This window comes from Streptococcus porcorum (genome assembly GCF_053203725.1).
Genome location: NZ_JBRUDG010000017.1, coordinates 1 through 22,976 on the forward strand (window position 1 = coordinate 1; position 22,976 = coordinate 22,976).

Below are 22,976 nucleotides of genomic sequence, written 5' to 3' on the forward strand. Positions count from 1 at the left end.
CAAACTCTCATTAAAAAAGTTTGAGCTCACGCTCTTCTTGTCATCGCTGACTTATTGTTTCTTGACAGGTTACTTTCGTAACCCTGCACGTTTGGTTCGTCTTGTTCAGTTTTCAAAGGTCTTTGTCACTCTCTCGCGACAACTATATTAGTATAGCATGATAATTGATGGATTGTCAACACTTTTTTTATAAAAAATAAAATTTCTTGAAAATACTATCTAATTTCTCTACAAGCGAAATACCTCATCGCATCAATTTATATAAAATCTGACCCTTATTACACTTACTACCAAAAGAAAAGGGATTTTCCAGTCATTAATGTTTTTTAAAAAAAATAGAGGACAAAGTCTGTCCTCTATTTTTGAATGGTGATTTTACTGTTTTTGACTATCATAGCATTCCGATATTCCTTTTAAGAAATACCTTGGCTTGCTAACTCTTTTTTATATTGTTCTGCTTCTGCAACTGTTGAAAGTACAAAATGACCTGGTTGAATTTCATGCATTTCTCTTTCTTGACCATCCAATTCTGCAGTAGGGTCATAAATCTGATGAACTCTTGTACGCTCAATTTCTGGGTCTGGTTCAGGAATCGCAGATAAGAGACTCTTAGTATAAGGATGAATCGGATGGTTATAAACGTCATCTGATGTCCCTACTTCAAGAAGTTTCCCCCAGTGCATAACCCCTATACGATCCGAAATATATTTGACCATTGATAAATCATGGGCAATAAACAAATAGGTTAATCCTTGTTCTCTTTGTAATTCCTGCATTAAATTGACAACTTGAGCTTGAATAGAGACGTCCAAAGCTGAAATCGGTTCATCTGCAATAATGAATTTAGGTTCCACTGCTAGCGCACGTGCAATCCCTATCCTTTGCCTTTGTCCTCCAGAAAATTCATGTGGGTAGCGAGTGAGATGATCTTTGTTAAGACCAACTAAATCTAGCAACTCCTCTACTCGCTTTTCACGCTCTGCTTTAGAAGCTGCGAGTTTGTGAATATCTAGCCCTTCTGCCACAATATCTCGTATTTTCATTCGACCATTTAAACTAGCTTGAGGGTCTTGAAAAATCATCTGGGCATCTTTTCGAAATTCTTTAAGTTCTTTCCCTTTTAAATTAGAGATTGTTTTTCCTGAAAAATCGATTTCACCACCATCGATATCGTATAATTTTAAAATAGCACGCCCAACAGTCGTTTTCCCTGAACCTGATTCCCCCACCAGTCCAAAAACTTCTCCCTCATAAATATCAAAACTAACATTATTAATCGCTTTAACTTCGTTAGATTTTCCTTTATTGAAAGTGAGGGATACATTTTTAAGTTCTACTAACTTTTTTCGACTATCTGTCATCTTAAGCTTCTCCCTTCATCTTTTTCCATTTTTCCCAACGTTTTAATATCGGAGTAGGCGGTGTCACTTTTGGCGCTCTCTCATCTAATAACCAAGTAGCGGCATAATGAGTCTCTGATACTTTAAAAAAAGGTGGTTCTTTCTCATGGTCAATATCCAAGGCAAAGGCATTTCGAGCTGCAAAAGCATCACCTTTGGGTGGATTTAATAAATCTGGTGGCGTTCCTGGAATAGACTGTAAGCTACCTGATACCGTGTCGGTTGTAGGCATTGAATTGAGCAAGCCCCAAGTATATGGATGCTGAGGATTATAAAAAACTTCATCAACTGTCCCATACTCAATAACTTTCCCCGCATACATGACGGCTACACGATCTGCCATTCCAGCCACCACTCCTAAATCATGAGTGATAAAAATAATGGAGGAATCTGTTTCTTTCTGGATCTGCTTCATCAAATTAAGGATTTGAGCTTGAATGGTAACATCTAAAGCGGTTGTTGGTTCATCTGCAATCAAAATCTCTGGATTAGTTGCTAGAGCAATTGCAATAACTGCCCGTTGGCGCATTCCGCCAGACCATTGATGTGGATAATCATCAATATGCTCTTCAGCATTTGGAATTCCCACATTTTTCATAATCTGTAATGCTCGTTCTAAGGCAACTTTCTTATCAACTTTTTCATGCTTAATAATTGGTTCTGCAATTTGCATCCCAATTTTCATTGTAGGATCTAAACTGGTCATTGGATCTTGGAAAATCATTGCAATTTCATTTCCTCGAATCTCCACCCAGTCTTCTTCTTTTAGGGCATTAAGATTCCGTCCTTTAAACTGTATATCTCCTGTAATTTCAGCATTTTTAGCAGAGAGACCCATTAAAGTACGAGTTGTCACAGATTTCCCTGAGCCTGACTCTCCTACAATTGCAAGGGTTTCTCCTTTATTAAGATGGAAGTTGACATCACGAATGGCTCGAACTTCACCTGCATAGGTATGAAAACTAACATGAAGATTATTGACTTCTAAAATTTTTTCTTGACTCATTCCACTCCCCCCTTAGTCTTGACTTGATTTAGGATCAAAGGCATCACGTAAACCATCTCCTAAAAGAATGAAGGCTAAAGAAATCAACACCAATGCCACTGATGGTAAAATAATTTGATATGGATAATATTGTAAATTTTCAATAGAATCAGAAATTAAGGTTCCAAGTGAGGCAACAGGTGGTTTTACACCAAGGTTAATAGCAGATAGCACCGCCTCGTACATGATTGCAGATGGCACTGTCATCATCACTTGTACAATGATAATTCCTGAAATATTAGGTAGGATATGTTTAAAAGCAATCACAGGACCAGACTCACCTAGTGAGCGGGCTGCTAATACAAACTCTCGCTCCCTATAAGACAAGGTCATATTGCGGACTTGACGTGCCATAGACGTCCATCCTGTCAGTCCAATAGACAAGACGATAGAGAAAATTCCATTTCCGAGTAATAGACCTAGCATGGTAACAATAATCAAATTAGGAACAGACGAAATGATTTCGATAATCCTTTGCATTACTAGGTCGGTTTTTCCACCAACATAACCAGAAATTAAGCCATAAATCACACCTATAGACAAGTCGATAAGAGTTGCTGCAATCGCAACTAAAAGCGAAATACGTACCCCTACGATAATACGTTTCCCTAAGCTACGTCCTAAACTATCTGTTCCGAATAAAAAACGTTCTCCATCTGGTACAGATTGATCTGCATAAACATCTGACACATAGTCCGATCCAGGTGTTTGTAATTTGCCATCCCAACCTGGAAGATTGAAGGCGCTTTTAGGTGGTAAATTACCATAGGTTGCTACCTTATCGGGATCAAAAGCATTAGCAGATTTTTGTGGCACAAAAATGGTTGAAGCTAGTGAAAACAAGATAAGCCCCACTAGAAACCACATTGAAATGACTGCTAATTTATTTTTTTTCAAACGTCGCCAAGCATCTTGTAGAAAAGAAAGCGTCGGCTTTTCAATTTTTTCTTGTGTACTTGTATTGCCAACTCCAACAAGTACAAATTTTTCTTTTTTATCTGCCATCATTTCCTCCTACTTCAGACGAACACGTGGATCAACAATACTAGTCACAATATCTGTTAAAAGAATCATTACCATTAACATCAATGAGTAAACAATTGTTGTTCCCATAATAACTGGATAATCTTTGGTTGGGATAGAACTCACAAACTGTTGTCCAATACCTGGAATTGAAAACATGGTCTCAATCAAGACAGATCCTGTCAAAAGATTAGCTGCTAAAGGACCCACCAGTGTCAAAACTGGAATCATTGAGTTTCTATAAGCATGTCGTCTCACAACTTGTCTTTCTGTTAAACCTTTTGCACGCGCTAATTGGATATAATCTGAATTGAGTGTCTCAATCATTTCACTACGTACAAATCGGGTCACTGTAGCAAAGGTTGGAATTCCTAAAGCGATGCTCGGTAAAATTGTTTGTGAAAACGTCCCCCATCCAGATACCGGAAATAGTTGCAAACGATAACCTAAGATATTTAATAAAAAAACAGCTGTTACAAAAGAAGGAATAGAATATCCTAAAGTTGAAATCACACTCAATACGGCATCAATTTTATCATTTTTATGTCTTGCTGAAATCGCACCAACGACTATTCCTGTTACAAGACCAAATAACAGAGCTTGAAGACCTAGTTGAGCAGAAACACCTAAGCGTTGTGAGATTAACATACTAACCGGTTGGTTGGCATATTGATAACTTGTTCCAAAATCACCTTGCAAGATATCTGTTAAATATTTTAGGTATTGTTGCCAAACAGGCTTATCTAAGCCATATTGTTCACTTAATTGTGCAAGCATTTCTGGTGTCAATTTTGGGTTATTAAAGGGTGTTCCAGGCATCACTTGCATCATAAAAAATGAAACAGTAATGATCACCCATAACGTTATGGATAATATCCCCAAACGTTTCAATATATATTTAATCATATCAATTCCTTTTCTTGATTTTTATTAGGCTTATTTAAGCAAAAACAAGAACTGGCGAAAGCCAATTCTTGCCATTGAAAATCTAACTTATGTGATTAGATTTATTCTTTGTATGCATAAATGTAATCAACATTCAAACCAGTTGTGTTGCGAATAACACCTTTAAGTTTTGGATTTTGGAGCGATTTACCACCACGGAAATAAAGTGGGTTAATATTTGCTTCGTCAAATAACGCTTTTTCCGCTGCTTTATAGTTTTCCGCTGCTTTCACTGTATCTAAAGCATTTGTTGTAATCGCTTCTTTATAAGCTTTATCGTAGGCTGCATTGCTAAATTTACCATCATTATTGGCTGAGTCTGATGTAAACAAACCATAGAAAGTTGATCCTTCTGGATAATCTCCACCCCACAATGAGACAACAATATCAAAGTTCTGTGAACGAGAATCTTGAATGCGTTGCTTAAATGGTACAAATTTTGTCTCAATGGTTAAACCAGGAAGGGCTTTTTGCCATGCTCCTTGAATATATTCAAGAGTTGATTTAGCTGCTGGGGAGTCTGCATCACCTGTAATCGTTAAGGTAACAGAACTTTCGCCGATTTCTTTCAAGCCTTCTTCAAACAACTGTTTAGCTTTTGCTTCATCATAAGTATAACCTGGCGCAACCATTTCTGAAAGATCCTTACCATCTACTTTAGCTAAATCATAAGGTGCCAACCCTGTTGCAGGACGAGAACCAGTTGGTACAACTGTATTGACCAAACCTTCACGGTTTGTAGCTAAGTTCAAGGCTTGACGAATTTTCTTATTAGCTAAAGCTTTATTGGTTCCAGTTTGGTTATATTGCATATAAGCTGTAACTGCTTCTGGGACTGGTACCAAATTTTTATCTTTTTGGTTTGCCTTGTAAGTCGCTGGAGTATTTGAAATATTAGCTGCATCTAGTTGACCTTGTTTATACATTTGAACAGCTGTTTCTGGTTTTTTAACGACTTGGTAGTTAATCGTCTCTGTTTTAACTTTATCTGCGTTCCAATAGTTTTTATTTTTAACCAGTTTGAAGGAGTTGTTTGTTCCATTCCAACCTTCAAAAACATATGGACCTGAATAAATTTGATTTTCAGAAGTTGTTCCATATTTATCGCCAGCTTTTTCCACAAATGATTTTTTCTGTGGAAGGAAACTTGTAAATGAAAGGAAATACTTCATTTGAGGTGATGGCGCAGACAAGGTAAAGATGACTTTATTTCCCTCAGCCTTAACACCAAGTTCATCTAAATTCTTAACAGTTCCTTCGTTAATTTCTTTAGCATTTTTGACATTAGACTCTACTGCAAGATAGGCATACTCTGAAGCTGTCTTAGGATCTAAGATACGTTGCCAAGAATAAACAAAGTCTTCTGCTGTCAAATCAGAACCATCTGACCACTTAAGGCCATCACGAAGAGTAGCTGTATAAGTTAGACCATCTTCTGAAATATCTAACTTTTCTGCCAAATCAGGCACTAATTCTCCTTTTTCGTCAACGCGTAGAAGGTTACCACCTGTATTTCCCAAAATAAGACCTGAATAAGTGTCAGTGTATTTTGAGGTATCTAGTGTTGTAATCTCTGTCGGCATTGAGACATTGATTGCTTTGTCGTCAGATGTTGATTTTCCACCGCAAGCCACTAAGACTGTAGTAGAAACAAGTGCGATAGCACCGAAAGCTAGACGCTTCCATGTTTTTGTTGAAACCATTGTACTGCCTCCCAATAAACTTTTTCTTATAGAAAATTATACCACATTTTTCAAAATGTAAACGGTATTATTCTGAAAATTTTTAGTATTTTTAAAGATTTAACTTTGAAATGGTCAAAAAAGCTGAAATGAGAACATGATCTATTTTATGATATAATGGAGAAGATTGAAAAAAAAGGAAATAAATGATGAAAAAAATAGTACTCTTCTTAACCGTTTTGTTGTCTTCATTTTTAGCAGTATCGGCATCTGCTGACTCATTTGATGTCTCTGCTAAACACGCTATCGCCATTGAGACAACAACTGGAAAAATTCTCTATGAAAAAAAGGCTGAACAAACAGCTCCTATCGCTTCTATTACAAAACTCTTAACCATCTATTTGGTCTATCAAGAAATTGATCAAGGAAATCTAACTTGGGAAACCAAGGTTCCCATCTCAGACTATGCTTACAATCTCACTACTAATTCAGAAGCTAGTAATGTTCCCCTAGAAGCTAGAGAATACACTGTTAAACAACTGGTTACTGCTAGTTTAGTTGCCAGCGCTAATAGCGCTGCCATTGCTTTGGCTGAACAAATCGCTGGGTCCGAACCACAATTTGTGGACAAAATGCGTGCCCAACTAGAAGAATGGGGAATTACAGATTATCAAATCGTTAACGCTTCTGGACTGAACAACGAAGTTTTAGGGGATAATATTTACCCAGGTACAGCCAAGGATGCTGAAAATCGCTTGTCAGCAAAAAGTCTGGCTATTATTGCTCAACATCTCATTACAGAATACCCTGATGTCTTATCTATAACATCAAAACCTACTGCTCAATTTGCTGGAATGACCTTAACATCAACCAACTACATGTTAAAAGATCAACCTTACTACCGAGAAGGAGTGGATGGTCTAAAAACTGGAACAACTGATGCTGCTGGTCAATCTTTCGTTGCCAGTTCGACAGAAAACAATATGTCTATCATCACGGTTGTTCTCAACGCCGATAACTCTGATACCAACGATTTTGCGCGTTTCATTGCGACTAATGAATTACTAAACTACGTTAATTTAAACTATGAAATGACTACCGTTCTAGGAAAAGGTAAGTCCTTTAAAACCAGTCAAGCTACTGTTGTTGATGGTAAGCAAGAAACCATTACCGCCGTTGCCAAAGAGGACTTAAAAGCTGTTCAACTCAAACACAGTGAGTCTAAAAATAATCTCAACTTTTCTAGTAGTAGCGAAGGATACCTTGCTCCCATTCAACAAGGACAAGTTGTGGGAAAAGCAATCTTTAAAGATGATGACATTGTAGGCTCTGGCTATATCGGAGAGGCCCCTAGTGTTGAGATGGTTGCTCAAGAAAATTTAAAACGTAGTATCTTTTTCAAAGTTTGGTGGAATCATTTTGTTAAATATGTTAATGAAAAACTTTAAAAAATATAGCCTCATTTTTATCCTATACTTTTGTAGCATCTGTTTTCCTATCATCACTAAAGCATCTGAGCTACCAACCATTAAAGCTGAACAAGCATTAGCGGTTGAGATGTCAACGGGAAAAATTCTTTATCAAAAAAATGCTGATAAAAAAGTACCTATAGCCAGTATCACAAAACTCCTTACCATCTATTTGGTTTATCAAGATATTGAGCGTCACAAACTGAGCTGGTCTACTAAGGTAAGCATCTCAGACTATGCTTATCAACTTTTAGACAATAAAGAACTCAGCAATGTTCCTATGTCTAAACGTGAGTACACAGTTAAAGAACTTGTTGAAGCCGCTCTTGTTTCTAGTTCAAATACCGCAGCCATTGCCTTGGCCGAGCATATTTCAGGTTCTGAAAGTCAATTTGTTAATCGCATGCGAGACCAATTGGATAGTTGGGGGATTACCAATCATCTGATTGTGAATGCTTCTGGATTAAATAATAACTATCTTGGTAAAAATATCTATCCTGGCAGCAAAACTTCCGATGAAAATCTTCTTTCTGCCAAAGATTTAGCCATTATAGCTAGGCATCTCTTAACTGACTTCCCTGAAATTCTCACTATTACAAGCCAAGCTAAGATTTCCTTTGACGGACAAACCGTAACGTCCTCTAATCAAATGCTACCAAGCATGGCTAAAGCTTATAGTGGCATTGATGGCTTAAAAACGGGAACAACTGAACAATCTGGTCCTTCCTTTATAGCTACCGCTACCATCAATCAGATGCGTGTTTTTACCATCATCTTACATGCTACAGATAACGACGATGACTACAATCGCTTCACTGAAACAGCTCATCTTTTAGACTATATCAAACAGCATTTTGAACTCAGCACTATCCTAAAAAAAGGCCAAGCAAAACAAAGTACAGTCACTATTTTTGATGGCAAGACTAATAAAGTTACCCTAGTAGCACAAAGTAATCTTACTATTGTCAAAGAAAAAGATAAAACGCTAGAAAAACTGACCTTTACTCCCCTAAAATCAGTCATTACCGCACCTATCGAAAAAAATCAAACCCTAGGAAAAGTGACTTATGGAGATGATCAAAAAGATTATCTTGAAGAAGAACTGGTCAGCGTTAATATGAACAGCCCAATAGCCATCGAAGAATCTGATTTTGGTAAGATTTTTCCATTAGACCTCCAATCCTCTTTATAAATCAAAAAAAGTCAAACATTTATTTGTTTGACTTTTTGTTTTGCCTAAAAGGCTCTATTGTTTATCCGACAGACCCTTCCATTTCATAGCTGATTAAACGGTTAAGCTCAACAGCATATTCCATCGGAAGTTCCTTGGTAAATGGTTCAACAAATCCCATAACAATCATCTCTGTCGCTTCTTGCTCTGACAAGCCTCGACTCATGAGATAATACAGTTGTTCCTCTGAAATTTTTGAAACTTTCGCTTCGTGCTCAAGGGCAACTTGAGAGTTATGGATTTCATTAAATGGGATAGTATCAGATTTTGATAAGTCATCCATAATAATCGTATCACACTCAATATGACTGACCGATTTTGCTGAATTTTTAGCAAAAGTGACCTGTCCACGATAATTGACTTCACCTCCACCTTTTGCAATCGATTTTGACACAATAGATGATGATGTACGTGGCGCATTATGGATCATCTTAGCACCTGTATCTTGATTTTGCCCTGCATTAGCAAATGCAATCGAAAGCATGGTTCCACGAGCTCCCTCACCATCCAAATAAACAGATGGGTATTTCATAGTGGTCTTAGCTCCAAGGTTACCATCGATCCACTCGACCGTCGCATCTTTTGTCGCACGTGCACGTTTGGTTACTAAGTTGTAAACATTATCAGACCAGTTTTGAATAGTCGTATAGCGCATATAAGCACCATCCAATGCAAAAATTTCTACAATAGCAGCATGGAGACTGTTACTAGAGTATGTTGGAGCTGTACATCCTTCAACATAATGAACGCTTGCACCTTCATCAACAATAATCAAAGTCCGTTCAAATTGTCCAGTATTTTCATTGTTAATACGGAAATACGTTTGAAGTGGGATATCCATCTTAACTCCTTTTGGAACATAAATAAACGTCCCACCAGACCATACAGCTGAGTTTAGAGCAGCTAACTTATTATCAGTTGGCGGCACCAATTTTGCAAAATACTGCTTAAACAAATCTGGATATTCTTTCAAAGCAGAGTCTGTATCTGTAAAGATAATGCCTAACTTTTCAAACTCTTCTTTCATGTTGTGGTAAACCACTTCAGATTCATACTGAGCAGAAGCTCCTGCTAGATAAGCACGTTCTGCTTCTGGAATCCCAATACGCTCAAAAGTCTCTTTAATTTTTTCTGGAACATCTTCCCATGAACGCGCCGGTCTGTCAGATGCTTTTTGATAATAAATAATATCATCAAAATTAATATCAGAAAGATCTGGTCCCCATTCTTGCATGGGCATTTTATTAAAGGTTTCAAGAGATTTCAAACGGAAATCTAACATCCACTCAGGTTCATTTTTAGCAGCTGATAACTCACGGACAACTGCTTCTGTCAATCCCTTACCTGTTGAGATAAGAGGAGTGACATCGTCATGAAAGCCAAATTTATATTCACCAAGATCAATCGGCTTTGGCTCTACCTTTTCATTTTCAGACATAACAATCCTTTCTTATCATCCGACAAAATCTTTAAACAGAAAGCAAAAGAGTTTTGTCAGTTGCGTTTTTTATGATTAAAATCTATAAGATTTTTTTATCGATCAATTTTCTTCAAGTGCTTTTCGTAAGGCATTCCAAGCTAGTGTCGAGCATTTGATTCGTTGAGGAAACTTAGAAACACCTGCTAATAAGGAAGCTTCTCCCAAAGATTTTTGTCTGCTGTCCACCTTTCCTTGAACCATCTCAGAAAAAATATCCGCTAACTCTAAAGCTTCAGCTCTGCTTTTTCCTAAAACAGCATCCGTCATCATACTAGAAGAGGCTGTTGAAATCGTACACCCATCTCCTGCAAAAGCAATATCTGCAATACGATCATCCTCTAGTTTAACAGATAAACTAATCACATCCCCACAGGTCGGGTTGTTCAGATTAATCTGCTCAACTCCTTCTAAAAAACCATGGTGGTGGGGGTGTTTGGAATGATCAGCTACTACTGCCATATAAAGAGAGTCTAATTTAGAGAGTGCCATGGAAAAACTCCTTTGTCTTTTCTATTGCTTCAACCAACTTGTCACAATCTTCTTTGGTATTATAAATATAAAAACTAGCTCTGGCAGCCGATGAAATTCCTAGATGATGAATCAAAGGTTGGGCACAATGGTGTCCTGCTCGTACTGCAACACCCTCGTAATCAAGAGCTGTTGCAACATCATGAGGATGTAGCCCATCTAGATTAAATGCTATCACACCACCGTGCTCTTTAGTTTCTTGCGGCCCATAGACTGTTAGCCCTTCAATCGCTTGAAGTTTTGGTAAGACATAATCCACTAACTCTTGTTCATAAGCATAAATAGCGTCCATACCGATGCCTGTTAAATAATCCACCGCAGCCCCTAAAGCAATTGCCCCAGCAATGTTAGGCGTTCCAGCTTCAAATTTCCAAGGCAACTCTTTCCATGTTGCTTCTTGTTCATAAACAAAGTCAATCATCTCTCCACCAAATTCAACAGGTGACATGGCATTCAATAGCTCTTTTTTACCATAGAGAACTCCAATTCCCGTTGGTCCCATCATCTTATGGCCAGAAAAAGCAAAGAAATCACAATCTAGATCCTGAACATCAATCTTCATATGAGGAATAGACTGAGCCCCATCCACAACCATGTAGGCTCCTACTTGATGCGCTAACTCAGCAATCTCTTTAACAGGATTCGTACAACCAAGAACATTTGAAACATGAGCAATGCTAACAAATTTTGTTTTAGAGCTTAACTTTGATCGTAAATCATCCAAATCTAATTGGCCATCTTTTAGATAGACATAGGTCAGCTTCGCACCTGTTTTGCGGCAGACTTCTTGCCAAGGAATGATATTAGAATGATGTTCCATAATAGAAATCATCACCTCATCTCCTTTTGATAGTTGTTCTGTTGCAAATTGTGCAACCCAGTTTAGACCAGTTGTCGTCCCTCTGGTAAAAAGGATTTCCTTTGAAGTTTTGGCATTGATGAAAGCACGTATTTTTTCACGCGCAGCCTCGTAGTCTGCAGTCGCCCGCTCTGCCAAGGTATGAACTCCACGGTGGACATTAGCATTATTAGTTTCATAGTAATGGGTCAATGTCTCCAAAACTTGTTTGGGTTTTTGTGTTGTGGCGGCATTATCAAGGTAAACTAAAGGCTCATCATGAACCGATTGGTCTAAAATTGGAAAATCCTCTCGGATATGGTAACTATCAAATTGGCTCATCTTTTATCTCTTATCTAATTTTTTATCCAAGACAGCAATCATTTCATCACGAACTTCTTTGACAGGAATCTCTGTAATGACTGCTCCTAGGAAACCGCGGATAACCAAGCGTTCTGCAGTAGCTTGATCAATCCCACGACTCATCAGGTAATACATATCTTCAGGATCAACCTGACCAATAGAAGCAGCATGGCCTGCTGTCACTTCATTTTCATCAATTAAAAGAATCGGATTGGCATCACTTCGTGCCTTATCTGATAACATCAAGACACGGCTTTCTTGTTGTGCATCTGCTCCTTTTGCTCCTTTAATGATATGACCAATTCCATTAAATGTCAATGTCCCACGTTCTAAGATAACCCCATGTTGCAAAATGTGCCCTACAGAATTGTGTCCATAGTTGGTCACACGGGTATCAATCCCTTGAACTTGACGACCGCTTGATGCAGCAACCACTTTAAGATTAGCGTGACTGCCGTTTCCGATAAGATCACTATCAAAATCTGCGACGACATTTCCTTCATTCATCACACCAAGTGCCCAGTCAATGCTAGCATCATTGCCTAGACGTCCTCTACGACTAATAAAAGTTGTAACATTTTCACCTAAGCGGTCAATAGCAGAAAACTTCACTTGACTACCTGCCTCAGCAATAACTTCTACTGAAATATTGGCTGAAACTGGTACATCACCTAAACCAATCGTTTCAAAACGTTCTAAGTAATTCACTTTAGAGTGTTTTCCTACAATCAGTAAAATGTGCTTATTAAAAGGAACAGAAGAGGTGCTATCTTGCAGAAAAATTCCCTCTATAGGAAGGTCAATCTCAACATTATCTGGCACATAAAGCACAGCTGCACTATTAAAGTAAGCCGTATGGTAAGCCGCAAGCCTATGTTCATCAAAGGCAACCGCAGATCCAAAGTGTTTTTCAATAATCTCTGGAATTTCATCTAGTGCAGAATAAAAATCTGTAAAGACTACCCCTTTTGCTATTAAGTCTGGTGATAATTGCTCCATAACAGTCTGTGTTCCCACTTGAACCAGTTTAGGATTTCCTCCTAAAGCAGTAAAATCTGGAACTGTACCGACTACATCTGTCTCTGTTAATGTCCCATCACCTAAATTCCAGCGTTGAAACTTGACACGTTCAATCACTGGAAGTGCCAACTCCTCAAGTTTATCAAAAGCTGCTAAACGGCGCTCTTGAAGCCAAATAGGTTCCGCTTTACTTTGTGAGAAGTTTAAAATATTATCTCTTGTCATGTTTACTCCTTATAGAATAAAGGCTGGATTCTTAAACTTCCTCTGTGTATTCCAGACCAAGTTCTTCAGCAATTTTAGCATAACCTTCTTTTTCAAGACGTGCTGCCAATTCGGCACCTCCTGAGAGAACCACACGTCCATCCATCATAACGTGAACGACATCTGGAGTAATATAATTCAACAAACGTTGGTAGTGTGTAATAATCATGGCACCAAAACCTTCACCACGCATCGCATTAACACCTTTTGAAACGACTTTAAGGGCATCAATATCTAAACCAGAGTCAATCTCATCAAGGAGGGCAAACTTAGGTTCAAGCATCAATAATTGCAAAATCTCATTTCGTTTTTTCTCACCACCTGAGAAACCTTCGTTGAGGTAACGCTCTGCCATTTCTTCTTTCATACCAAGCAATTCCATTTTTTCATCCAACTTGGTGATAAAATCCATGACTGAAATCTTCTCGTCATCTTCTTTACCAGCATTCATGGCCGCACGAATAAACTCTGCATTAGTAATACCTGGAATCTCAGAAGGATATTGCATGGCAAGAAACAAACCTAGACGTGCACGTTCGTCAACTTCTAATTCTAGAATATTTTCACCATCAAAAAGAATCTCACCCTGAGTGACCTCAAAATTGGGATTTCCCATGATTGCTGCAGATAGCGTGGATTTCCCTGTTCCATTAGGCCCCATGATCGCTGCTACTTCTCCAGTTTTAAGTGTTAAATTCACACCTTTTAAGATTTCTTTATCTTCAATAGAAACATGAAGATCTTTTATTTCAAGTACAGACATTGTATGCTCCTTTCTTGTTTAACAAGAATCATTATAACAAAAAATCACTACTTTCTCTATCAATCGGCTTATAGAAAAGCGGATTTCCCTTATATCGTCACAAAGCCTCCTCCAACCTTTCAACATCAAAAAAAGCTCCAAATCGGAGCTTTTAATAACATCATTATTTTCTTTGCTTACGTTTTTCAAGCACCTCTTGACGATAAGAGCTATTGCCGATAAATTTCAACAGATTCAAAACGGGTGTTCTTCCTTCACCTAAAATCTCTAAGTTTTCTACAAAAAGTTCCACAATAATGCCCATTCCAAGAAGAAGTAAGATTCCTCCAATACGACTTGAAACATTGAGCAAAAGAGACGTCAAAGAAAATAACATAGCAATGCCATAGACTACCAAAACAGCACCTCGGTGAGTAAAGCCCATAGCAAGCAATCTATGATGGAGATGCATGCGGTCAGCTTCTGAAATTTTCTTTCCAGAAAGCTTACGTCTTAAAATAGCTACTGCGGTGTCAACAATAGGAACTCCCAAAACTAAAACTGGTGATAGAACGGCTACAGCCGTTGCATTTTTTAACCCTTGTAAAGATAAAACACCAATCATAAATCCAATAAAGAGAGCACCAGTATCCCCTAAATAAATGATAGCTGGATTGTAATTATAAGGAAAAAAGCCTGCAATAGACATAATCAAGACGAAAATGGTGAGCGTCAAATAAATGTCTGACTTAAAAAGAAAGAAATTAGAAATTAATCCCATTGTCGTCAGAGAAATAATCGCTACTCCTGAAACCAAGCCATCTAAACCATCTAAAAAATTAACAGCATTTGTAATACCTACAATCCAAATCACCGTCACAATAAAAGTGAGTATGGGACTAAACTGAATTAATGGACCACCAAACGGAATTTTAAAACTATCGAACCGAAACTCCGTAAAATACCAAACCAAAACGGCTGCTAATACAATTCCTATCATCTTTACTCTTGGTTTCAACTCATAAATATCATCTATAAATCCAGTAATCACAATGATTACTCCTCCCAATACAACAGGTAAAATATAGTGAAAGTAAGACTGCTCCCAGTTTTTCAAAACAAGTGGCATCAAAATAAGGGTTGCAACCAAAAAAGAGAAAAATATAGACAATCCCCCTGCACTAGGCATAGGAACCTTATTGATACGTCTAGCATTGGGATTGTCAACTGCTCCCACTCTAAAGGATAAAAATCGAACTATAGGCGTCAAAATAAGAGACATCATGAATGCAGCGATTAAAACTAAAATATAATCAAGTGTAAAAGCCGTCATAACTTAGTCAATCTCTAGTTGATACTTGAGAGCACTTAGTTGCTCAACAGCTTCATTAGCTAAAATCAATTGAGCATGCTCTGCAAGATAAGGACGTGTTTTTGTAGTATCACTAGAAAATTCTAAAAACCTTGCTTTAACCCATTCTGCATAATAAGGACGTTTTCCTGACAAATCCATTAAAATTGCTAAATAATAACCTGTCTTATCCTTGTATAATTCTGATAAAGTAATTTCTTCTTGATTTGAGTGAGCAAATCGAATTACATCTCTAATATCTAAAAAATGTAAAACATAAGCATGGACACCTAAAACCTCTTCTTCCTCTGACTCTTCATCCGCGGAAGAAGACAACCGTTCTTGTTTTTCAGCCTCCTCTAAACGCGCTTGAGCTTCTGGATCACTGACATCTTTCATAGCTTTTTCCAATGTTTTCAAAAGATCTTCAGGTGTCATATCTGAAACGTCATCCAGATCTGCCAAGTCGGGTAAATCCTCTAATTTCATTTCTTTATTAAAATCAGATTTAGTCACAAAAACATCAATATGTTTTGGTTTTGGTGTTACTCTAAAACTTAACATCCCACTGTTTTTAAAACTCTCTGGGAACTCAATTTCATCTAAGATAGAGTAAAAAAATTCCTCTGTTTTTTCTTGTGGTACTAAAAAGTCACTCAACTCCATATCACGTTCTTCCAAATCTTCTAGAGTAATCGTGATTTTAACCGTTGAGTCACTGATAATCTTCATTTCCATATCTTATCTATTCCTCGCACTGTTTATTCATTTTATTATACAGGAAAGCCCATTTTTTTTCAATTTTAAGCAGAAAAGGCTAGGAATATCAATCCTAGCCCTACATTTATGTTATGCAAGAAAAATACTAAAAGCATAGTAAATCAACAAAAGCAATCCCAAAACAATGCGGTAATAACCAAAAATCTTGAAATCATGTTTTTTAACAAAGTTAGTTAAGAAACGGATAGCAAATAGACTCACCACAAAAGCAACAATCATAGCAAAGCTCAAAATTAACAATTGATCCACTACAAAATGGTGGCCATCTTTAATAAATTTTACAATTTTTAACAAACTTGCCCCAAACATGACAGGAATCCCTAAAAAGAAGGTAAATTCTGTCACAACTGCACGGCTAGTCCCTAACAAAAGCCCTCCAATAATCGTTGCTCCAGAACGACTTGTCCCTGGCATAAGACTTAACAATTGGAACAATCCAATAAAAAGAGCCGTCTGGTAAGATAATTCAGATAAACTAGTGATTTTTGGTTTCACACCCTTTTGACGATTTTCAATCCAAATAAAAATAAAACCATATAAAATTAGCATCAAAGCTACTGAAACAAAGTTATAAAAGTGCGCCTCAAACCAATCGTCCCATAACAAGCCAGCAATCATCACAGGAATAATAGCAATCACGACTTTAAGCCACAGTTGAAATGTTTCTGTCATCTCAAGCTTTGTCTTACCTGGTTGAAATGGGTTAAGACGTTTAAAGTAAACCACTACCACCGCCATAATAGCGCCTAGCTGAATAACAACATTAAATACATCTAAAAAAGCCTTGTCTTGTCCAGAGAAGTTAATAAACTCTTGAACCAAAATCAAATGACCCGTACTAGAAACGGGTAGCCACTCAGTGATCCCTTCCACTACTCCAAAAATGAGAGCTTTTAACAATTCAATAATTAACATGATTTCTCCTTATTTTTTCATCGCCTTATTATAGCAAATTCCAAAAACATTTACAAGAGAGAGAACCCTTTTATCATTATGTCCTATCTTGTCTAAAATCGCTCTTATTTTTTATAGTCACTTATATTGAAATACCCTCTATTTTCCTGTAAAATAGTAAGGTAATACATTTTAATAGGAGTACTTAATGAAAAAAATACTAATGACCTTACTTATCGCTTTAGCGGTCACCTTCGGAGGAATGACGTCTGCTCAAGCCAATGAGTACTTGCGTGTCGGTATGGAGGCGGCTTATGCACCATTTAACTGGACGCAAGATGACAACTCTAACGGAGCTGTTAAAATTGAAGGTACCAATCAATACGCCAACGGATACGACGTTCAAGTTGCTAAAAAGATAGCTGAAGCGCTCGGTAAAGAACCTTTAGTCGTAAAAACAAAATGGGAAGGTCTAGTCCCTGCCTTAACATCTGGTAAAATCGATCTCATCATCGCTGGCATGAGTCCCACTGAAGAACGTAAAAAAGAGATTAACTTTACAAATAGCTACTATACCAGTGAGCCAGTTTTAGTCGTTAAATCTGATGGAAACTATGCCAATGCTACTAAATTATCCGATTTTTCTGGAGCTAAAGTAACTTCTCAACAAGGTGTTTACCTCTATAACCTGATTAGCCAAATCCCTGATGTTAATCAACAAACGGCAATGGGAGACTTTGGACAAATGCGTCAAGCTTTAAAATCAGGAGTAATTGATGCCTACGTTTCAGAACGTCCAGACGGTATCTCAGCTCAACTCGCTGATAGTAGTTTTAAGATGATCTCTCTAAAAGAAGGGTTTGAAGTTAGCGAATCAGATGTCGCCCTAGCAATTGGAGTCCGTAAGGGTGACGACCTGGTGAATCAAGTTAATGACGTATTAGCTAATTTCAGTAAAGAAGAACAAACTCAACTGATGGATAGCATTATCCCCAAACAACCTATCGAAAAAGAAGCTGAACAAGAAAATCCGAACTTCTTAACACAAGCATGGAACATCTTGACCAACAACTGGAAGGCTCTTCTACGTGGAACAGGGATGACACTCCTCATTTCTATTATCGGAACAATCGTAGGAACTTTAATTGGTCTTTTAATCGGTGTTTATCGTACAGCACCTGTTGCCAGCAATAAAGTCTTAGCTTTCTTACAAAAATTATTTGGCTGGTTCTTAAATGTCTATATCGAAGTTTTCCGTGGAACACCGATGATCGTTCAATCAATGGTCATTTATTATGGTACCGCTCAAGCTTTTGGTATCTCACTTGATCGTACCCTCGCTGCTATTTTTATCGTTTCCATCAACACAGGTGCCTACATGAGTGAAATTGTCCGAGGTGGAATTTTCGCTGTTGACAAGGGACAATTTGAAGCAGCTACTGCACTAGGAATGAATCACGGTCAAACCATGCGCAAAGTTGTCTTACCTCAGGTTATCCGAAATATTCTTCCTGCAACAGGAAATGAGTTTGTCATCAACATTAAGGACACCTCTGTATTGAATGTTATCTCTGTGGTGGAACTTTATTTCTCAGGAAATACTGTAGCGACTCAAACCTACCAATACTTCCAAACTTTCTTTATCATTGCAGTGATTTACTTCGTATTGACCTTTACCGTCACACGAATTCTACGCTATGTTGAAAAGAGATTTGACCAAGATAATTACACTAGTCTAGACGGAGGAGCACACTAATGGCTGACACTATTTTAGAAATCAAGCACTTAAAAAAATCCTTCGGGAAAAATGAAGTTTTAAAAGATATTTCTTTAACTGTTGAAAAAGGGGAAGTCATTTCAATTATCGGATCATCAGGTTCTGGTAAATCAACCTTTCTTCGCTCTATCAACCTTTTAGAAGCACCAACAGAAGGTGAGATTCTCTATCATGGACAAAATGTTTTGGAAAAAGGTTACGATTTAACAACTTACCGTGAAAAACTAGGAATGGTGTTTCAAAGTTTTAACCTCTTTAATAACCTCAATGTCCTTGAAAATGCCATTGTTGCACAAACGACAGTCCTAAAACGTGAGCGTAGTGAGGCTGAAAAAATTGCTAAAGCCAACCTTGAGAAAGTCGGTATGGGAGAACGCTACTGGAAAGCTAAACCCTCACAATTATCTGGTGGACAAAAGCAACGTGTTGCCATTGCCCGCGCCCTTTCTGTTGATCCTGAAGCTATTCTTTTTGATGAGCCTACTTCCGCACTGGATCCTGAAATGGTGGGAGAAGTTCTTAAAACCATGCAAGAACTCGCTGAGTCTGGTCTTACCATGATTATTGTTACTCATGAGATGGAATTTGCAAAAGAAGTCTCTGACCGTGTGATTTTCATGGATAAAGGAGTTATCGCCGAACAAGGTTCTCCAGAACAACTCTTTGAAAATCCTCAAGAAGAACGAACAAAAGAGTTTTTAAAACGTTTCTTAAAATAAAAATAATCCGTTAGGTTTTCCCCTAACGGATTATTTTTATTTAGCTTTTAAAGCAGACAAGATTTGGGTACGAATATCTTCAACCCCTTCTGGATGAGAAGGAAGAAAAAGAGTATTATTCCCTTTACTAGCAAAGGTGTTCAAAGTATCCAAATATTGATTGGTTAGAAGAATAGACATGATTTGCTCTTCACTCAAACTCACATTAGAATCTTTCAACTCTTTAATAGATTCCGCCAAACCATCCACAATAGCCTTACGTTGCTGGGCAATCCCTACACCATGCAGACGATCTTTTTCAGCCTCTGCTTCTGCTGCCGTTACAATTTTAATCTTATCAGCCTCAGCTAATTCTTGAGCAGCAACACGCTTTCTTTGTGCCGCATTAATCTCATTCATTGACTGTTTGACCTCAGCATCAGGCTCAACTTTTGTAATCAATGTCTTCACAATAATATACCCATAAGTGGACATTTCTTCCGCCACTTGATGTTGAACTTCTAGGGCGATTTCATCTTTTTTCTCAAATAGTTCATCCAAGGTCAATTTAGGGACGGAAGAGCGAAGAGCATCTTCAATATAAGACTTAATTTGAGATTCTGGTTTCATCAATTTGTAATAAGCATCTGTTACATTTTGCTCATTAACACGGTACTGAGTAGCGACATTCAACGTGACAAAAACATTGTCTTTTGTTTTAGTCTCAACCACAATTTCACTTTGCAACAATCGTAATTGCACGCGCGCAGCAATACGATCTATCCCAAACGGAAGACGAATGTTGATACCACTAGCCGCTGTTCGTTGGTAGCGCCCAAACCGCTCCACAATAGCAACAGACTGTTGCTTAACGACGTAAAGGGAACTCAACAACACAATGATAAACACTAAGACAATAAACATTGGAATTAAAGTCACTAATAGCATAAAAATCATCTCCTTTTTATTTTTATTATACCATGATTAAAAAACTTGTAAAGAAAAATAAGGTTACTTAGTAACCTTATCATTAGACTAACATATTATAGAGACTCTCATTACCATGTAAATTAATATAGCTTGAATCAAACGCTGATAAGCGATCAATAAAAGCCGCATAATCATTTTTATCTCCCAAGGTAATCCCAATCAAAACTGGTCCAGTTCCCTTGTTAGCACGTTTGATATATTCAAAACGTGTAATATCATCATTAGGACCTAAAATATCATTCACAAACTCTCGCAAAGCACCTGGACGTTGTGGAAAATTCACAACAAAGTAGTGCTTAACCCCATCGTAAATGAGGGCACGTTCTTCCATTTCTTGCATACGGTTGATATCATTGTTTCCACCTGAAATAATGCAAACCAAAGTTTTTCCTTGGATCTCATCTTTTAACACTTCCAGGGCTGCAATACTCGCTGCACCTGCCGGCTCTGCAATAATCCCTTGTTTAGAGTACATATCAATCAAGGTTTCAGAGATTAACCCTTCATCCACTCCTATCAAACGATCAACTGTCTTTCTTGCGACTTCATAAGTTTTAAGCCCTACTTTTTGAACAGCAATACCGTCAGCAAATTTATCAATTTTCTCTAACTTAACAGGATGTCCTTTAGAAAAAGCAGCTTTCATACTACGGGCACCACTAGCTTCAACACCAATGATTTCTGTATCAGGTACAACATCTTTAAAATAGGTTGCAACTCCTGAGATTAGCCCCCCACCACCAACAGGTACTAAAATAGAATCGAAAACAACTCCCTCTTCTTGAGCTTGCTCATAAATTTCATAGGCAACTGTTCCTTGCCCAGCTTGTACCGCATCATCATCAAAAGGATCAATAAAGGTTTTTCCTTCTGCTTTTGTATAATCTTGCGCTGCTTTAGCGGATGCATCAAAGGTATCTCCAACTAATTTAATTGTTACAAAAGAACCACCAAAAAATTGAACTTGCCCAATCTTTTGTTGAGGTGTTGTAACAGGCATAAAAATTGTGGCATGAATCTTCATCTCATTGCAAGTATAAGCAACTCCTTGCGCATGATTTCCCGCACTAGCACAAACAACCCCACGTTGTTTATCTTCATCAGACAGTTTCCAAATCGCGTAATAAGCCCCTCTGAGTTTAAATGAGCGAACCTTTTGCATGTTTTCACGCTTCAAATAAATCGTTGCTCCATATTTTTCTGATAAATAACGGTCAAAATCCAATGGTGTACGAACAACAACATCTTTTAGGACAGCATTTGCTTTTAGAATATCCTTTGCTGTAATCATTTTACCCCTCTATTATCTAAATTTTCTGTCTTTTATTATAGCAGAAAAAACGCTGTTTTAACAGCGTTTTTCAATTGTTTCGATTAGTTGTAGATTTTGAAAGCATCGTCATCGTTTTGACCAACGAATGGCATTGCTTTACGAAGTTCTGCACCAACTTTTTCGATTTCAAGATCAGCTGCTGCTTCACGGTAAGCAGTCAATTTAGGACGACCATTTTTGTAGTCTGTTACGAAATCATCTGCAAATTTACCAGATTGGATGTCAGCAAGTACATCTTTCATGTTTTCTTTCACTTGTTCAGTGATCACGCGTGGACCAGCGACATAGTCACCAAATTCAGCTGTGTTTGAGATGGATTGACGCATTTTCTTGAAACCACCTTCATAGCAAAGGTCCACAATCAATTTCATTTCATGAAGAACCTCAAAGTAAGCCAATTCTGGAGCATAGCCTGCTTCAGTAAGCACTTCAAAACCTGCTTGAATAAGGGCAGTCAAGCCACCACAAAGAACAGCTTGCTCACCGAAAAGATCTTCTTCTGTTTCTTCTTTAAATGTTGTTTCCATAAGACCTACACGAGCAGATCCTACACCTTTAGCCCATGACATCGCGATGTCTTTGGCATTGCCAGTTGCATTTTGGTAAACGGCATAAAGTGCTGGTACACCAAATCCTTCAGTGTAAGTACGACGTACCAAATGACCTGGTCCTTTAGGTGCACACATGAAAACGTCAACGCTTTCTGGTGCTTTGATGTAACCAAAGTGGATGTTGAAACCATGTGCAAAACCAAGAGCCGCACCATCTTTAAGGTTTGGAGCTACTTCATTTTCATAAATATCAGCTTGGATTTCATCTGGTGCCAAGATCATAACAACATCTGCTTGTTTTACAGCATCTGCCACTTCAAACGTCTCAAAACCATCTTCTTTTGCTTTATCAAATGATTTACCAGCACGAACACCGATAATCACATCTTGACCTGAATCACGCAAGTTTTGTGCATGCGCATGACCTTGTGATCCATAACCAATAACGGCAATTTTTTTGCCATCAAGTGCTGCTACTTTTACATCGTTTTCATATTCCATTTTTACTGCCATAAGTAAAGTCTCTTTTCTAAAAATAATTTATTATATGCCTTTAGGCAAGTCTTAACAAA

At 37.8% G+C, this 22,976-nt stretch carries 20 protein-coding genes; 4 read left to right on the plus strand and 16 right to left on the minus strand.

Annotation, left to right across the window (positions count from 1 at the left end):
• Positions 1–413: 413 nt before the first annotated feature.
• The 5 genes from ACVRWY_RS05700 to ACVRWY_RS05720 form a co-directional block, all read right to left on the minus strand.
• Positions 414–1,361, minus strand: a complete 948-nt coding sequence (locus tag ACVRWY_RS05700; RefSeq protein ID WP_354368963.1) for an ABC transporter ATP-binding protein — start codon at positions 1,359–1,361, stop codon at positions 414–416.
• Position 1,362: 1 nt separating this feature from the next.
• Complete coding sequence (locus tag ACVRWY_RS05705) at positions 1,363–2,406, minus strand: ABC transporter ATP-binding protein (protein WP_354368965.1); 1,044 nt, start codon at positions 2,404–2,406, stop codon at positions 1,363–1,365.
• A 12-nt stretch (positions 2,407–2,418) separates the two neighbouring features.
• Positions 2,419–3,450, minus strand: coding sequence for an ABC transporter permease (locus tag ACVRWY_RS05710; RefSeq protein WP_354368967.1), 1,032 nt, complete (start codon positions 3,448–3,450; stop codon positions 2,419–2,421).
• A 9-nt stretch (positions 3,451–3,459) separates the two neighbouring features.
• Complete coding sequence (locus ACVRWY_RS05715; RefSeq protein ID WP_354368969.1) at positions 3,460–4,374, minus strand: ABC transporter permease; 915 nt, start codon at positions 4,372–4,374, stop codon at positions 3,460–3,462.
• A 101-nt stretch (positions 4,375–4,475) separates the two neighbouring features.
• Positions 4,476–6,116, minus strand: coding sequence for a peptide ABC transporter substrate-binding protein (locus ACVRWY_RS05720; protein ID WP_354368971.1), 1,641 nt, complete (start codon positions 6,114–6,116; stop codon positions 4,476–4,478).
• A gap of 188 nt (positions 6,117–6,304) precedes the next feature.
• On the opposite strand from ACVRWY_RS05720, the gene pbp3 (ACVRWY_RS05725) reads away from it, so the two are divergent.
• Positions 6,305–7,543 (plus strand): D-alanyl-D-alanine carboxypeptidase PBP3, encoded by a 1,239-nt coding sequence (gene pbp3, locus ACVRWY_RS05725; RefSeq protein ID WP_354368973.1) that lies wholly within the window; start codon positions 6,305–6,307, stop codon positions 7,541–7,543.
• Positions 7,524–8,756, plus strand: a complete 1,233-nt coding sequence (gene pbp3 / locus ACVRWY_RS05730) for a D-alanyl-D-alanine carboxypeptidase PBP3 (protein ID WP_354369019.1) — start codon at positions 7,524–7,526, stop codon at positions 8,754–8,756. Before pbp3 (ACVRWY_RS05725) ends, pbp3 (ACVRWY_RS05730) begins: the two co-directional genes overlap by 20 nt.
• A 61-nt stretch (positions 8,757–8,817) precedes the next feature.
• On the opposite strand, the gene sufB is transcribed toward pbp3 (ACVRWY_RS05730), so the two are convergent.
• The 8 genes from sufB to ACVRWY_RS05770 form a co-directional block, all read right to left on the minus strand.
• Entirely contained in the window at positions 8,818–10,233 is a 1,416-nt protein-coding gene (gene sufB, locus ACVRWY_RS05735; protein WP_354368975.1) for a Fe-S cluster assembly protein SufB, read from the minus strand.
• A gap of 102 nt (positions 10,234–10,335) precedes the next feature.
• Entirely contained in the window at positions 10,336–10,764 is a 429-nt protein-coding gene (gene sufU / locus ACVRWY_RS05740) for a Fe-S cluster assembly sulfur transfer protein SufU (protein ID WP_354368977.1), read from the minus strand.
• On the minus strand, positions 10,751–11,983 hold the full coding sequence (locus ACVRWY_RS05745) for a cysteine desulfurase (protein ID WP_354368979.1): 1,233 nt from the start codon (positions 11,981–11,983) through the stop codon (positions 10,751–10,753). The genes sufU and ACVRWY_RS05745 overlap by 14 nt, the downstream gene beginning before the upstream one ends.
• A 3-nt stretch (positions 11,984–11,986) precedes the next feature.
• Positions 11,987–13,249, minus strand: coding sequence for a Fe-S cluster assembly protein SufD (gene sufD, locus ACVRWY_RS05750; protein ID WP_354368981.1), 1,263 nt, complete (start codon positions 13,247–13,249; stop codon positions 11,987–11,989).
• Positions 13,250–13,280: 31 nt separating this feature from the next.
• A complete protein-coding gene (sufC, locus tag ACVRWY_RS05755; protein WP_354368983.1) occupies positions 13,281–14,051 on the minus strand; it encodes a Fe-S cluster assembly ATPase SufC in 771 nt (256 codons plus the stop codon).
• Positions 14,052–14,214: 163 nt separating this feature from the next.
• The gene (locus tag ACVRWY_RS05760) at positions 14,215–15,363 is read right to left on the minus strand and encodes a glycosyltransferase family 4 protein (RefSeq protein WP_354368985.1); all 1,149 of its coding nucleotides are present in this window, start codon (positions 15,361–15,363) and stop codon (positions 14,215–14,217) included.
• Positions 15,364–15,366: 3 nt separating this feature from the next.
• Complete coding sequence (locus ACVRWY_RS05765; RefSeq protein WP_354368987.1) at positions 15,367–16,119, minus strand: adaptor protein MecA; 753 nt, start codon at positions 16,117–16,119, stop codon at positions 15,367–15,369.
• Between the two features lie 111 nt (positions 16,120–16,230).
• The gene (locus ACVRWY_RS05770) at positions 16,231–17,076 is read right to left on the minus strand and encodes an undecaprenyl-diphosphate phosphatase (protein WP_354368989.1); all 846 of its coding nucleotides are present in this window, start codon (positions 17,074–17,076) and stop codon (positions 16,231–16,233) included.
• A gap of 187 nt (positions 17,077–17,263) precedes the next feature.
• Between ACVRWY_RS05770 and ACVRWY_RS05775 the strand changes: the two genes are divergently transcribed.
• On the plus strand, positions 17,264–18,811 hold the full coding sequence (locus tag ACVRWY_RS05775; RefSeq protein WP_354368991.1) for an ABC transporter substrate-binding protein/permease: 1,548 nt from the start codon (positions 17,264–17,266) through the stop codon (positions 18,809–18,811).
• Complete coding sequence (locus ACVRWY_RS05780; protein WP_354368993.1) at positions 18,811–19,551, plus strand: amino acid ABC transporter ATP-binding protein; 741 nt, start codon at positions 18,811–18,813, stop codon at positions 19,549–19,551. The genes ACVRWY_RS05775 and ACVRWY_RS05780 overlap by 1 nt, the downstream gene beginning before the upstream one ends.
• 36 nt (positions 19,552–19,587) lie before the next feature.
• On the opposite strand, the gene ACVRWY_RS05785 is transcribed toward ACVRWY_RS05780, so the two are convergent.
• The 3 genes from ACVRWY_RS05785 to ilvC form a co-directional block, all read right to left on the minus strand.
• Positions 19,588–20,478, minus strand: coding sequence for an SPFH domain-containing protein (locus ACVRWY_RS05785; protein WP_427896391.1), 891 nt, complete (start codon positions 20,476–20,478; stop codon positions 19,588–19,590).
• An 82-nt stretch (positions 20,479–20,560) separates the two neighbouring features.
• On the minus strand, positions 20,561–21,811 hold the full coding sequence (gene ilvA / locus ACVRWY_RS05790; protein ID WP_354368997.1) for a threonine ammonia-lyase IlvA: 1,251 nt from the start codon (positions 21,809–21,811) through the stop codon (positions 20,561–20,563).
• Between the two features lie 83 nt (positions 21,812–21,894).
• Positions 21,895–22,917, minus strand: coding sequence for a ketol-acid reductoisomerase (ilvC, locus tag ACVRWY_RS05795; RefSeq protein WP_354368999.1), 1,023 nt, complete (start codon positions 22,915–22,917; stop codon positions 21,895–21,897).
• Positions 22,918–22,976: the final 59 nt, after the last annotated feature.

Coding starts and splice junctions, on each gene's coding strand:
- ACVRWY_RS05700 (WP_354368963.1), bottom strand. CDS start 1,361: ATGACAGATAGTCGAAAAAAGTTAGTAGAACTTAAAAATGTATCCCTC.
- ACVRWY_RS05705 (WP_354368965.1), bottom strand. CDS start 2,406: ATGAGTCAAGAAAAAATTTTAGAAGTCAATAATCTTCATGTTAGTTTT.
- ACVRWY_RS05710 (WP_354368967.1), bottom strand. CDS start 3,450: ATGGCAGATAAAAAAGAAAAATTTGTACTTGTTGGAGTTGGCAATACA.
- ACVRWY_RS05715 (WP_354368969.1), bottom strand. CDS start 4,374: ATGATTAAATATATATTGAAACGTTTGGGGATATTATCCATAACGTTA.
- ACVRWY_RS05720 (WP_354368971.1), bottom strand. CDS start 6,116: ATGGTTTCAACAAAAACATGGAAGCGTCTAGCTTTCGGTGCTATCGCA.
- pbp3 (WP_354368973.1), top strand. CDS start 6,305: ATGAAAAAAATAGTACTCTTCTTAACCGTTTTGTTGTCTTCATTTTTA.
- pbp3 (WP_354369019.1), top strand. CDS start 7,524: ATGTTAATGAAAAACTTTAAAAAATATAGCCTCATTTTTATCCTATAC.
- sufB (WP_354368975.1), bottom strand. CDS start 10,233: ATGTCTGAAAATGAAAAGGTAGAGCCAAAGCCGATTGATCTTGGTGAA.
- sufU (WP_354368977.1), bottom strand. CDS start 10,764: ATGGCACTCTCTAAATTAGACTCTCTTTATATGGCAGTAGTAGCTGAT.
- ACVRWY_RS05745 (WP_354368979.1), bottom strand. CDS start 11,983: ATGAGCCAATTTGATAGTTACCATATCCGAGAGGATTTTCCAATTTTA.
- sufD (WP_354368981.1), bottom strand. CDS start 13,249: ATGACAAGAGATAATATTTTAAACTTCTCACAAAGTAAAGCGGAACCT.
- sufC (WP_354368983.1), bottom strand. CDS start 14,051: ATGTCTGTACTTGAAATAAAAGATCTTCATGTTTCTATTGAAGATAAA.
- ACVRWY_RS05760 (WP_354368985.1), bottom strand. CDS start 15,363: ATGACGGCTTTTACACTTGATTATATTTTAGTTTTAATCGCTGCATTC.
- ACVRWY_RS05765 (WP_354368987.1), bottom strand. CDS start 16,119: ATGGAAATGAAGATTATCAGTGACTCAACGGTTAAAATCACGATTACT.
- ACVRWY_RS05770 (WP_354368989.1), bottom strand. CDS start 17,076: ATGTTAATTATTGAATTGTTAAAAGCTCTCATTTTTGGAGTAGTGGAA.
- ACVRWY_RS05775 (WP_354368991.1), top strand. CDS start 17,264: ATGAAAAAAATACTAATGACCTTACTTATCGCTTTAGCGGTCACCTTC.
- ACVRWY_RS05780 (WP_354368993.1), top strand. CDS start 18,811: ATGGCTGACACTATTTTAGAAATCAAGCACTTAAAAAAATCCTTCGGG.
- ACVRWY_RS05785 (WP_427896391.1), bottom strand. CDS start 20,478: ATGCTATTAGTGACTTTAATTCCAATGTTTATTGTCTTAGTGTTTATC.
- ilvA (WP_354368997.1), bottom strand. CDS start 21,811: ATGATTACAGCAAAGGATATTCTAAAAGCAAATGCTGTCCTAAAAGAT.
- ilvC (WP_354368999.1), bottom strand. CDS start 22,917: ATGGCAGTAAAAATGGAATATGAAAACGATGTAAAAGTAGCAGCACTT.